We start from the raw sequence: 12842 nt of genomic DNA, 5'->3' as shown, positions 1-12842 counted from the left end.
ATGAGCAGCACTGACGATCGAGATCTGCATGCACTGCGCGAGTTCCGCAGCGCTCTGGACAACCCGCCGGAAGGTGTACTCGTCCGCGGGCGGTACCGCCTGGCCAGCAGCGAGTACCGCCCGCCGAGCCGGCGCCGGCAGTGGGTGCTGGCGGGCGCCGGGGCCGCCGCGGCCCTCGCCGTCGTGGTCGGCGTGGCGGTCGCGGTCAACGGCAGCGGCCCGGCGAAGGACGGCGGTCAGGCCCCGGCCGAGCGGCCATCGGCGGCCCAGTCGGCGGGCGGCGTGAAGGCTCAGGACCTACCGGTGACGCCCGGCACCCGGGCGCCGCTCGACGCCCAGGTCAGCAGCGACGGGGGCGCGACGCACGCCAAGGCGGTCGCCGCGATGGATCGCCTGGCCGCAGCCGGAGCCGGCGCGCAGCCGATGCAGGTCGGGGCCGGGCAGGTCCTGTACGTGAAGACGTACAACCTCACCGGGGGCGCGGAGAAGTACATCCACGAGGTCTGGATGGACCCGCAGACAATTGTCGCCCTGCGGATCCGGCGGACCGACACGCAGTCCATGGACACGACGAGCACCCAGCAGGACATCGACGCGGCCGTGGCCGAGCCGGCGAGCCTCTACCGGCCGACCTCCCAGTATCTGGCGAGCCTGCCCACCGACCCGGACCAGCTGATCGCGGCCCTGCGCCAGTGGTCGCAGGCCCGGTATCCGGACCGGCCGGCCGACGGCATGATCTGGAAGGACGCCTTCGAGCTGCTCAACTACTCGGAGCCGTTCTGGACCCCGCAGCAGCGGACCGCGATCTACCGGGCGCTGGCCAAGATGCCGGACCTGAAGGGGACCACGGCGAAGATCGACAACCGGCCGTACGACCTGCTGTGCCTGGACCGCGACGCCGCCGCCGGCAGCCTGGACTGCCTGCTGTTCGACTCGGCCACCGGCCGCTACGCGGGCAGTGCCTGGCCGGCGAAGAACCTGGTCCTCACCACGGTCAACGTCAACCTCGTCGACTACGGCACCCAGCCGCGCCCGGCCCCGGACACGCGCCCCTCCTCGCCGGTGCTCAAGGACGGCTCACCGAAGGCCCAGAAGTAAGACGCTCGAGACGTAACCGCACCGGGGGCGGCCCACACCGGACCGAGGGGTCGGGTAGGGGCCGCCCACACTGAGCGATCGTTCACCTGCACGGCAAGATGGACCAATGGCAAAGGTGCTCTGGGAACCCCCGACCGACGTGCGCGAACACACCCGGATCGGGGCGTTCCTGCGCTGGCTGGAGGCCGAGCGGGGCCTCGCGTTCGCCGACTACCAGGCGCTGTGGCAGTGGTCGGTCGACGAGCCGGCCGCGTTCTGGCGGGCGATCTGGGACCACTTCGAGGTCGTCGCCCATGTGGCGCCCACCGACACACTGCCCGATGCCCGGATGCCGGGCGCTGTGTGGTTCCCGGGGGCCGAGCTCAACTACGCCGAGAACGTCCTGCGCATGCCCGGCGTGGCCGACGACGAGCCGGTCGTGGTCGCCCGTTCGCAGACCCGCGGGCCGGTCGAGCTGACCGCGGCCGAGCTGCGCGAGCAGGTCCGCCGGGCCCGGGCCGGGCTCGAGCGGCTCGGCGTCACGAAAGGCGACCGGGTCGCGGCCTATGCGCCGAACATCCCCGAGACCTTCGTGCTCCTGCTGGCCACGGCCAGCCTCGGCGCGATCTTCTCCAGCTGCGCGCCCGAGTTCGGCACCCGCTCGGTGGTCGACCGCTGGCGGCAGATCGAGCCGAAAGTGCTCGTGGCGGTGGACGGGTACATGTACGGCGACAAGCCCGTCGACCGCACCGCCGAGGTCGAGGCGATCCGGGCCGCGCTCCCGTCGGTGCAGCACCTGGTCCGCATCGGCTACCTCGACGAGGCGGACGACGGCTGGGCCGGGCTGACCGCGGAGACCGGCGAGCCGCTGCGGTTCGAGCCGGTCCCGTTCGCGCACCCGCTCTACATCCTGTACTCCTCCGGCACCACCGGCCTGCCCAAGCCGATCGTCCACGGCCACGGCGGCATCCTGCTCGAGCACCTCAAGATGCTGGCCCTGCACCACGACCTCGGGCCCGGTGACCGCTTCTTCTGGTTCACCACGACCGGGTGGATGATGTGGAACTACCTCGTCTCCGGCCCGGCCGTCGGCGCCGCGATCGTGCTCGTCGACGGCAACCCGGCGTTTCCGGACCCGGGCTGGCTGTGGCGGGCCGCGGCGCAGACCGGGACGACCTACTTCGGCACGTCCGCCCCGTTCCTGCTGGCCTGCCGCAAGGCCGGGCTGGTGCCGAAGGAGCTCGCGGACCTGAGCCGGCTGCGCGGGGTCGGCTCGACCGGGGCGCCGCTGCCGCCCGAGGGCTTCGAGTGGGTCTACGCCACTGTCTCCGACGACCTGCTGCTGGCGTCGGCGTCCGGGGGCACCGACGTCTGCACCGCCTTCGTCGGCGGCGTCCCGCTCCTGCCGGTCCGGGCCGGCGAGATCGCCTGCCGGGCTCTCGGCGCGCGGGTGGAGGCGTTCGCGGCCGACGGCACCCCGGTCATCGGTGAGCTCGGCGAGCTCGTCATCACCGCGCCGATGCCGAGCATGCCCGTCGGGTTCTGGGGCGACGCCGACGGGAGCCGCTACGCCGAGGCGTACTTCGGGACCTACCCGGGCGTCTGGCGGCACGGCGACTGGATCACGATCGACGAGCGCGGTGCGTGCGTCATCACCGGCCGCTCGGACGCGACGCTGAACCGCGGCGGGGTGCGGCTCGGCACGAGCGAGTTCTACTCCGTCGTCGAGGGGCTCGGCGAGGTCGTGGACTCTGTGGTGGTACACCTCGAAGACCCGCAGGGCGGGGCCGGGGAACTGCTGCTCTTCGTGGTGCTCGCACCCGGGCTGACCCTCGACGACGAACTGCGGTCGCGCATCGCCCGGGAGCTGCGCACGGCGCTGTCCCCGCGGCACGTGCCCGACCGGGTGTTCCAGGTCGAGGCCGTGCCGCGGACGCTGTCGGGGAAGAAGCTCGAAGTGCCCGTGAAGCGCATCCTGACCGGAACCCCGGTTGACCAGGCCGCGGCGAAGGGTGCTCTGGCGAATCCCGAGTCGTTGCAGTACTTCGTCGACGTCCGCCCCTAAACCGGAGCCGCGCCTTCGGCCGAGGCGCGGTCGGCGAGCTTCGCCGGGTCGCTGTTGACGCTCAGCACGATGCTGGCCCCGGCCGCCAGGGGGCCGAGCAGCCACTCCACCGGGTCGGGGTGGGCCACCGCGTCGACGAGCAGCCGGCTCCCCGAGTAGCCCAGGGCGCGGGCCCGCTCCACCAGGTCCTCGGTGCCCGCGCCGCCGACCGGGCCCGGGTAGTGGTCGCCGAACTGGCGCACCTCGGCCACGTAGTCGGCCCAGCCGTCGGGGACGCCGCCGCGCATCGGCAGCCCCATCGGCGCCAGCCCGAGCACGTAGCGGTCCGCGGGCCCGGGCGCGCCGGTCTCGGCCGCGCTCAGCGACGCGAACTCGACGTCGGCCCCGGCCGCGGTCGGCTCGCCGTAGGCCACCGTGAGCCCGGCCGTCCACGCGCCGAGCAGGATCGCCGCCGTCTGCCAGTGCGCCGGCAGCCGCACCGCGGCGGTGTCGCCGGGGCCCAGGCCGCAGCCGTCGACGAGCAGGTTCGCCGTCTTCGACACCCAGTTGGCGAGCGTCGCGCCCGACAGTTCCGTTCGCTCGCCGGTCGCGTCGTCGTAGAACGTCAGGAACGGAAGTGACGGGTCTTTACCGACAATTGCCGCAAAGAGTGAAGGAACTGTATTCCCCATATGTCCAATTAATCCCTTCCATAGCATCTCACCGGATATCTAGCGAGATGGGGCAAGCGAGATGGGTGTCTGGGCAACGCGACGATACCGACACAACCGCGTGCTCGCCCTCGCCGGCTGCTCGCTCGCACTGCTCACCGCGGGCGCCGTCGGCGGCGGTGCCGCGGCCCGCCCGAGCGACCCGCCGGTCGCCTCACCCGGCCTCACCGCGCCGGTCGAGTGGGCCAACCCGGCGGCCACGGCCCCGGGCGGCGCCGGCGTGCCGACGACAGTGACCCGGCTGCCCCTCGGCGACTTCGACAGGCCCGCGAGCGGAGCGGTCGCCCAGGGCGGCGTGCTCGAGGACGTGCCGCTCGCCGGCGGCTACCACAGGACGACCCGCAGCCGGACGCTCACCGTCACCCGCCCGGCCACCGCACCCTTCAGCGCCGTCGGCGTCACCTGGCGCGAGACCACCGGCGTCGGCGCGGTGAGCGTGGCCGTGCGCCACCACCCCGTGGGCGGCGCCTGGAGTGGCTGGCAGACGGTCGGGGCCGCGGAGGCCGACCGGGACGCGGCCGTGGCGCCCCGAGGCCGGCCGTCCCCGTCCGCGTCGGCGAGCGGAGCGGGCGAGCGCGGCGGCGCCGACCTCGTGTGGGTCGGGCCCAGCGACGGCGTGCAGGTCTCCGTCAGCTCCACGGGTGGCTCGGCCCCGCACGATGTCACCGCCGATCTGATCGACCCCACCAGCGCACCCGCCGATGCGGTGCTGCCGACGCCGCCGCCCGTGGCCGAGGACGCCCCGGTGGCGCTGCGCCCGTTCATGCCGGCCATCAACCGCCGGGCCGCGTGGGGCGCCAACGAGACACTGATGAACTGGAAGCCGGACTACGCCCCGATGGTGAAGGCGATCGCGGTGCACCACACGGCCACCGGCAACGACTACGCCGAGGCCGACGTCCCGAAGATCCTGCGCTCGATCTACCAGTACCAGACGGTGAGCCGCGGCTGGGGCGACATCGGCTACAACGTGCTCGTCGACCGGTTCGGCCGGCTCTGGGAGGGCCGGGCCGGCGGGCTGTCCCGGCCGGTCGTCGGCGCGCAGGCGGGCGGCTTCAACACCGGCACCGCCGGCATCGCGATGATCGGTGACTACGGCGCCGCCACCGTTCCCGACGCCGTGGTGGAGTCGGCCGCGAAGTACACGGCATGGAAACTTTCACTGAGCCAGGCCATCGACCCACGCGGCACCGTGACGCTCACCGGGGGCGGCTCCACCTCGCGCTATCCGGTCGGCACCACCGTCACCGTCCCGCGGGTGTTTCCGCACCGGCAGACGAACCCGACCGAGTGCCCGGGCGCCAAGGGTATGGACGTCCTGCCCGCCATCCGAGACCGGGCGGCGGCAATGCTCGGGGACCTGACAAAGCCGTCGACCGTACGGTCGCTGCTCGCCGCCTACCGCCCGGCCGACGGGACCGTGCGCCTGCAGGGCATCCCGCAGCCCATCTTCACCTCGGGTCCGAACGAGATCGCGGTGCCGGCCGACTACAACGGCGACGGCAAGGCCGACGTCGCCACCTGGTCGCCGATCACCGGCAACTGGACGATGCTGCTGACCGGCGAGGGCCGCTCGGTGGTCCAGTGGGGGCTGCCCGGTGACGTGCCGGCCCCGGCCGACTACGACGGCGACGGCGCGGCCGACCTCGCCGTATTCCGCCCGAGCAACGGGATCTGGTACATCAAGGGCGTCGGCGAGCAGCAGCTCGGCCAGCCCGGTGACCAGCCCGTGCCCGGCGACTACACCGGCGACGGTCGGGCCGAACCGGCGATCTGGCGCCCGGCCACGGGCCTGTGGGCGGTCCGGGCCATCCGCGAGTGGACGTTCGGTGAGCCCGGCGCCATCGCGGTGCCGGCCGACTACGACGGTGACGGCAAGATCGATGCGGCAGTGTGGTCGCCCTCGACCCAGCAGTTCACGATCGGCGCTCAGGCGGCCGGCCGCCAGATCTCGACGAGGCTCGGCGATCCGGGCGACACACCGGTGCCCGGGCAGTACGACGGGGACGGTAAGGCAGACCTGGCGGTGTATCACGACGGGCGATTCGACGTGAAGGGTGTAGGGAAGTACGAGGTGGGGGCGCCGGGTGACGTACCGATGCCGCTGAATTGAGCAAAACTTGAACTTTGCGGACGGCACCGGGATTCATTCAGGCTGAATCCTGGGTGGACTCGTGAGCCAGTCGCGTCGTGGACATCGATCACCGGTGGATCGGGCGTAGGCTTTGCCGCGAAGACCGTTCCACCCGAGTTCAGTAGTCGAGTCCTACAGGGAGCGCCAAGTGACCCCCGGCCGTCCGCCACGCGTGCTCGTTGACGCCACGAGTGTCCCAGCCGACCGAGGCGGCGTGGGGCGTTACGTCGACGGTCTCCTGGGCGCGCTTGGCGCGCTCGACACCGACCTGGCCGTGGTGTGTCAGCGCACCGACGCGGAGCGCTACGGGCGGCTCCTGCCCAGTGCCCGGATCATGGCGGCCCCGGCCGCGGCCGCGCACCGCCCGGCCCGCCTGGCGTGGGAGCAGACCGGTCTGCCGATGCTGGCCCAGCAGGTCGGGGCCCAGGTCCTGCACTCACCCTTCTACACGTGCCCGCTGCGGGCCGGCTGCCCGGTGACCGTCACCGTCCACGACGCGACGTTCTTCACCGAGCCCGAGCACTACGACAAGTCCCGGCGCACGTTCTTCCGCTCGGCGATCAAGACGTCGCTGCGGCGGGCCAGCCGGGTCATCGTGCCGAGCAAGGCGACCCGCGACGAGCTCATCCGGCTGCTCGACGCCGACCCGACCCGCATCGACGTGGCCTACCACGGCGTCGACCCGCAGGCGTTCCACGCGCCGAGCGACGACGAGAAGGCCCGGGTGCGCGCGCGACTGGGGCTCGGCTCGACGGAGTACATCGCCTTCCTGGGCGCCAAGGAGCCGCGCAAGAACGTGCCGAGCCTGATCCGCGGCTGGATCTCGGCCGTGCGTGACCGGCCGGAGCCGCCGGCGCTCGTCGTCGCCGGCGGCCAGGGCCACGACGACGAGATCGACGGCGCGATCGCCGAGGTCCCGAGCCACCTGCGGTTACTCCGGCCGGGCTACCTGCGCTACGCCGACCTGCCGGGCTTCCTGGGCGGGGCCGTGGTCGCGGCCTACCCGTCCTTCGGCGAGGGCTTCGGCCTGCCGATCCTGGAGGCCATGGCCTGCGGCGCCCCGGTGCTCACCACGCCCCGGCTGTCGCTGCCCGAGGTGGGCGGGGACGCGGTGGCGTACACCGGGCCGGGCACCGAGGAGATCGCCCGTGACCTGGCGGCGCTGCTCGACGACACGGAGCGACGTAACGCTTTGGCAAAGGCGGGCGCCGCGCGCGCCAAGGAGTTCACCTGGGAGTCCAGCGCCGAAGTCCATCTGGCCGCGTGGGCCAGAGCGGCCGGCCCACGCGGTCTCTAACCCTGGGTGACGAAGATGGTGGCGATACGAAACGGTTTTGGGCGATTTCGGTAACGGGATTGGCACCCCCGAGTTGTCAACCGGTGCACCTTTCCGGGCATGATGGGCCCGTGTTCTACGCGGTGATTCCTGCAGGTGGCAGCGGCACGCGGCTCTGGCCGCTGTCGCGAGCCGGCCATCCGAAGTTTCTCCACGCCCTCACCGGGACCCCGTTGTCGCTGCTCCAGGCGACCTACGGGCGGCTCGAAGGCCTAGCGACGCCCGAGTGCACCTACGTGGTGACCGGCGTAGCGCACGCGGCCGCCGTGGCCCGGCAGCTGCCGGGCCTCCCGGAGGGCAACATCCTCGTCGAGCCGACGCCGCGCGACTCCTGCGCCGCGATCGGGCTCGCCGCGGCGGTGATCGCCCGCCGTGACCCGAGCGCCGTCATGGGCGCCTTCGCCGCCGACCAGCTGGTCCGTGACGTGCCGGCCTTCCAGGACACCCTGCACCGGGCGATCGAGGGCGCCGAGGACGGCCTGCTCATGACGATCGGCATCACGCCGACCCACCCCGAGACCGGCTACGGCTACCTGCACGTCGGCGAGCCCACCGGCACCGGCGACGTGTGCAAGGTGGCCGAGTTCGCGGAGAAGCCGCAGCTCGACGTCGCCCAGCGCTACGTCGACTCCGGTGAGTACCTGTGGAACGCCGGCATGTTCGTCTGGCGGGTCGACGTCTTCCTCGACGAGCTCGCGCGCCAGCAGCCGGAGCTGCACGAGGGTCTGCGGCGCATCGCGGAGGCGTGGGACACCCACGACCGCGAGGAGATCCTGGCCCAGCTCTGGCCGAGCCTGACCAAGATCTCGGTCGACTTCGGCGTCATGGAGGGCGCGGGCGCGGCCGGCCTGGTCGGCACGGTGCCGGGCAACTTCGGCTGGAACGACGTCGGCGACTTCCACACCCTCGGCGAGCTGCTCGAGACCGACACCCAGGGCAACGTGGTGGTCGAGCTGGCCGGGCTCATCGACGACCCGTCCTACGCGGCCAAGCCGACGGTCCTCATGCAGGACGCGGAGCGCGTGGTCGTCGTCCCGCGCTCGGGCCGGCTGGTGGCCGCGGTGGGCGTCAGTGACCTGATCATCGTCGACACGCCGGACGCGCTGCTCATCTGCCCGCGCTCGCGCGCGCAGGACGTCAAGAAGCTCGTCGACTCCCTGAAGGAGCGCGGCTCCAGCGAGCTGCTCTAGCCCTGCTTCGCCCAGGCCAACGCCGGCGCGACAAGCACTTCGGTCGCGTCGGCCAGGGGCGAGGGCAGGTCGTCCGGGGCAAACCAGCCGAGCGCGTTCGACTCGGCGCTCACCTTCTCGACGGCGCCGGCCGGGGCGATCGCCGCGTAGCGGATGTCGTAGTGGAACGACTGCCCGCCCGAGCAGAGCACCGGGTGCACGTCGAGGTTGATCGGGGCCTCGCTGATGCGCAGCCCGAGGATCCCCGACTCCTCCGTCGCCTCGCGCAGGGCGGCGCCGGCGATCGTGGTGTCCTCCGGCTCGCAGTGGCCGCCGAGCTGGACCCACCGGTTGATCCGGCCGTGCAGGCACAGCAGCACGCGCTCGGCCGCCGCGTCCACGATCAGGGCGCTCGCGGTCACGTGGCCCCCGGCGTGCTCCCGCAGGACCGTGGTGGGGTCCGGGAAGACGAACTCCAGGAACCGCTTCCGGGTCGCCTCGGCCTCCGCCGACGGCGCCTCCCACCCTTCCAGCACAGCCAAAGCGTTCTCGTGCAGGCTCATAGTGACGGTAGGCTACCGCGCCCGATCGCGAGCACGCCGAGGGGCTCGCCCCCCGCTGGCACATCGCCCGCCACGGCCGCCGGATCGGTGACTTCCAGCCACGCCGTCGCGAGCCCGTCAGCAGCGAGGACGGCCCGCAGTCGCTCGGCCTGCCGGCCCGCTTCGGCCGCCGCCCGCAGATTGCCGGCGGGTGCCCACACGACGACGGCGGCCACGGTGTTCGCCGGAACCGTCACGCTGCGTGTCCGCGGGAACGGCAGATCGGGCAGGCGGACCGCAGCGTCGGCCGGCGCGAACTCGGTCGCGTCCGGAAGCTCCCCGGCCAGCCGCAGGCCCCGCGCGGTCGCCTCCGCGGTGCCGAGGGAGAACAGGTCGGCCTCGGAGCCGCGGATGAGCTCGGCGGCGCCGCGGCCGTGCGCGGCCGGGAAGTGCGGCGCGAACCCGCGAACGATCGCCACCGGCACCTGCGCCGTCTTGCCCTTCACGAGCTCACCCGCGGCGGCCAGCTGGTCGATCTGGGCCATCTGGGTCAGCTGCAGCTCGTTGCCGTAGGCGTCGTGCAGTCCGCGGTAGTCGAGCAGCGCGTCGACGCCGGCGGCGCCGATCGCCACGTCGGTCAGGCCCAGCCGCCACGGCCGGCCCATCGTGTCGGTGATGACGACGGCCACGTCGAGCCCGAAGCGCTCGCGCAGCTCTTCGCGCAGCGCCCGGGCCGAGGCGTCCGGGTCCTTCGGCAGCAGCACCAGGTGCGCGGCGTCGACGTTCGACGCGTCGATGCCGCCGGCGGCGAGCACGAGCCCGTGGTGGGTCTGCACGATCCGGGTCGCGCCCCGGCGGGCCACGACCCGGACGGTCTCCGCCCGCAGCGCGGCCTCGCGGGCGGCCTCCCGGGCCGGCTCGTCCGGCGGCAGGTCGACCAGGCGGCCCTCGGCCTTGCTCACGATCTTGCTGGTCACCACGAGCACGTCGCCGTCGCGGATGAAGCCGGCCGCGCCGGTGATGACGTCGGCCAGGTTGTCGCCCGGCCGCACCTCGCCGATGCCGGTGACCGGCAGGATCTCCAGCGACGGGATCACGCCACACCGACCGTGGCGAGCGCGTCGCGGACCATGGTGGCCGTGGCCGCCTCGTCGGTCATCCAGAGCGGCACCGCGCGGACCGTCAGCCCCGGGACCTGCGCACCCGCGTCGCTCTCGTCGACGAGCCAGGCGTCCAGGACCCCGCCGGCCGACCGGGCGCCGAGCAGCCCGCCGACCCCGGCCGGGCTGCACTCGACGCCCATCACCTCGAGGCACTTGTCGGCCATGCCCCGCACCGGCGCGGAGCCGATGATCGGGGAGAACCCGGCAACCGGCGCCGGCCCGGTGGCCACGGCCTCGCGCACGGCCGGCACGGCCAGGATCGGCGCGATGGACACGACCGGGTTGCTGGGCGCCACGAGCACGACGTCGGCCGCCGCGATGGCGTCGAGCACCCCGGCCGCCGGCTTCGCGGTCTCGGCGCCGACGAACACGAACCGCTGGGTGGGGATGCCGGCGCGGTAGCGGATCCACCACTCCTGGAAGTGGATCGCCCGGGTGGCCCCGTCGACCTCGACGACGGCGTGCGTCTCCACGCGGTCGTCGCTGGCCGGCAGCATCCGGACCCCCGGCTGCCAGCGGTCGCAGAGCGCCTCGGTGACCGCGGAGAGCGGGTAGCCCGCCTCCAGCATCCGGGTGCGCACCAGGTGCGTGGCGATGTCCTTGTCGCCGAGGCCGAACCAGGTGGGCTCGGCGCCGTACGCGGCCAGCTCGTCCTTCACCGTCCACGTCTCGCCGACCCGGCCCCAGCCGCGCTCCGGATCCGCGCCGCCACCGAGTGTGTACATCACGCTGTCCAGGTCGGGGCAGATGCGCAGCCCGTGCAGGGTCACGTCGTCGCCCACGTTGATCACCGCGGTGACGTCGGCGCCCGTCTCCCGGGCCACCGCACGCACCCCCAGCAGGAAGCGCGCGCCGCCGATGCCACCTGCAAGAACCACGATCCGCATGGGTCCAATCCTGCCGCACTCACGTTACGGCGCCGTTCGGGGTCCGGCGCCCACGCGGGAATCGCCGTCTCCGGCTAGGCTGCTGGCGACCTGTTGCACGGACCGTTGAAACTTCGGGAGAGCCAGTGAGCACCCAGCCACCCGATCCGACCCCCAGCGGGGGGTTCCAGACCCCGGCCGCGGCCCAGTACCAGACCCCGACCCAGGCGGTTCCCGTCGCGGCGCCCGCGCAGCAGTACCAGGCCGTTCCGCAGGCGGTCTCGGCTGTTCCGGCCCCCGCGGTCGCACCGCCGGACGCCAAGAAGGCGCGCGGTCTGCTGGAGCCCTACCGTGAGCTGGCCGCGTTCGGCCTCCTCGGCGCCGTCGGGCTGATCCTGCTGGCGGGGCTCGTCCGCCTCCTCACCGGCCTGTTCAACTCGTTCCTGGCCACCGCGACCGCCTCGTTCGGCAACGTCATCGGCTTCGAGGTCGTGCTGCTGCCGATCGTCGCTGTCGTGCTCGTCCTGCTGCTCGACCCGGTGACCCCGCGGGCCAAGGCCGTCGTCCTGATCGCGATGATCGAATACGCGATCGCCGCCATCATCGGCCTCGTGCTGCTGCTCGGCGGGCTCATCGGCGACTTCAAGGACGACGCCCCGGTCGGCTGGGCTCTCGGCGGCTTCCTCGAGCACCTGGCCGCGCTCGGCCTCATCGGCCTCGGGCTGTTCCTCACCGCCCGGGTCTACCTGGGCGCCTACTCGGCCCCGAAGCCGGTCGGCGCCCCCTACGGCCAGCCCGGCTACCCGTACCAGCAGGGCTACACCCAGCAGCAGCAGGCCTACTACGCGCAGCAGCAGCAGGCTGCGTACGCCGCGGCGCAGGCCCAGCAGACCGGCTACGTCACCGGCGGGCAGCCGGCGGCCACGCCCGAGCAGCAGGCGTACTACGCGCAGCAGCAGGCCGCGTACGCCGCCCAGCAGGCCCAGGCCGCGCAGGCCGCCCAGGCCACGGGCAGCAACCCGGCGGTCGCGGCGCAGACGGCCTACCCGCCCCATTCGGCGCAGGCGACGCAGGCCACGCCGGTGGTGCAGCAGGCCGCCCCGGACGCCCCGGCCGCGCAGGCCACCGCCGCGTATGCCACCCCCGGCTACGCCGCCCCGACGACCGGCGGCCCGACCCCGGGCTACGCCACCCCGACGACCGGCGGACCGACCCCCGGCTATGCGACCCCGGGCTACACGGCCCCGGCCGCCGCGGCGCCGAGCTTCGGTGCGGCCGCGACCCCGGCGGCGGACAGCCCGGCCTCGGCCGCGGATGCCCGGCCGGCGTCCGGCCCGCCGCTCAGCTCGCCGTTCGCCGCCTACACCGCGCCCGCCCCGACCCCGGTCGAGGACGAGCCGGTCTCCGCGTCGCCGGTTGAGACAAGCGCCTCGACCCCGCCCGGCGGCTTCGCGTCGGCCGGCTGGCCCGGCGGCCAGTCGACCCACCCGGCCCCGGCCGCCGAGGAGGAGGGTACTGCGGTCCTCACCCCGGCGAACACCGACGCCGACGCCACCCAGCAGGCGCCGATCGTGAAGACCGACCCGGAGCCGGCCGCCGAGCCGGGCGACCCCGACGCCACGACGGTGCTCAAGCCCGAGCACAAGCGCGGGGACGACGGCGAGGAGACGCAGCGCACCCAGGCGATCCCGCCCGGTAACTGAGTGAGGCACCCGTGGCCGCGCTCCGGCCCGGCCACGGGTAACACGTCACACACTGAGCGCGCGAGGAATCGCCCTCG

At 73.4% G+C, this 12842-nt stretch carries 10 protein-coding genes; 6 read left to right on the top strand and 4 right to left on the bottom strand.

What is annotated here, in order from left to right:
* On the top strand, positions 1-1098 hold the full coding sequence (locus tag Dvina_RS48810) for a hypothetical protein (protein ID WP_223098752.1): 1098 nt from the start codon (positions 1-3) through the stop codon (positions 1096-1098).
* A gap of 106 nt (positions 1099-1204) precedes the next feature.
* A complete protein-coding gene (locus Dvina_RS48805; RefSeq protein ID WP_223098751.1) occupies positions 1205-3142 on the top strand; it encodes an acetoacetate--CoA ligase in 1938 nt (645 codons plus the stop codon).
* Here Dvina_RS48805 and Dvina_RS48800 read toward each other — a convergent pair.
* Positions 3139-3813 (bottom strand): TIGR03089 family protein, encoded by a 675-nt coding sequence (locus Dvina_RS48800; RefSeq protein WP_223098749.1) that lies wholly within the window; start codon positions 3811-3813, stop codon positions 3139-3141. The two genes, Dvina_RS48805 and Dvina_RS48800, sit on opposite strands and share 4 nt — an antisense overlap.
* 100 nt (positions 3814-3913) lie before the next feature.
* Here Dvina_RS48800 and Dvina_RS48795 point away from each other — a divergent pair, with 100 nt between their 5' ends.
* From Dvina_RS48795 to Dvina_RS48785, 3 genes are all read left to right on the top strand, one after another.
* The gene (locus Dvina_RS48795) at positions 3914-5965 is read left to right on the top strand and encodes an FG-GAP-like repeat-containing protein (protein ID WP_223098748.1); all 2052 of its coding nucleotides are present in this window, start codon (positions 3914-3916) and stop codon (positions 5963-5965) included.
* Positions 5966-6134: 169 nt separating this feature from the next.
* Positions 6135-7283, top strand: a complete 1149-nt coding sequence (locus Dvina_RS48790) for a glycosyltransferase family 4 protein (protein ID WP_223098747.1) — start codon at positions 6135-6137, stop codon at positions 7281-7283.
* A 110-nt stretch (positions 7284-7393) separates the two neighbouring features.
* A complete protein-coding gene (locus tag Dvina_RS48785; RefSeq protein ID WP_223098746.1) occupies positions 7394-8512 on the top strand; it encodes a mannose-1-phosphate guanylyltransferase in 1119 nt (372 codons plus the stop codon).
* Here Dvina_RS48785 and Dvina_RS48780 read toward each other — a convergent pair.
* The 3 genes from Dvina_RS48780 to cofD are packed head-to-tail and all read right to left on the bottom strand — an operon-like array spanning position 8509 to position 11083.
* Positions 8509-9054, bottom strand: coding sequence for an NUDIX hydrolase (locus Dvina_RS48780; RefSeq protein WP_223098745.1), 546 nt, complete (start codon positions 9052-9054; stop codon positions 8509-8511). The genes Dvina_RS48785 and Dvina_RS48780 overlap by 4 nt on opposite strands.
* Positions 9051-10130, bottom strand: coding sequence for a coenzyme F420-0:L-glutamate ligase (locus Dvina_RS48775; RefSeq protein ID WP_246655812.1), 1080 nt, complete (start codon positions 10128-10130; stop codon positions 9051-9053). Before Dvina_RS48775 ends, Dvina_RS48780 begins: the two co-directional genes overlap by 4 nt.
* Positions 10127-11083 carry a 2-phospho-L-lactate transferase gene (cofD, locus tag Dvina_RS54955; protein ID WP_246655811.1) on the bottom strand — a complete coding sequence of 319 codons (957 nt, stop codon included), beginning with the start codon at positions 11081-11083 and terminating at the stop codon, positions 10127-10129. The genes Dvina_RS48775 and cofD overlap by 4 nt, the downstream gene beginning before the upstream one ends.
* 125 nt (positions 11084-11208) lie before the next feature.
* On the opposite strand from cofD, the gene Dvina_RS48770 reads away from it, so the two are divergent.
* Positions 11209-12765, top strand: a complete 1557-nt coding sequence (locus Dvina_RS48770; protein WP_223098743.1) for a hypothetical protein — start codon at positions 11209-11211, stop codon at positions 12763-12765.
* The last annotated feature ends 77 nt before the right edge of the window (positions 12766-12842 follow it).

This window comes from Dactylosporangium vinaceum, from assembly GCF_019904175.1.
Lineage (GTDB): Bacteria > Actinomycetota > Actinomycetes > Mycobacteriales > Micromonosporaceae > Dactylosporangium > Dactylosporangium vinaceum.
This window is presented reverse-complemented; position numbering and strand designations above follow the sequence as displayed.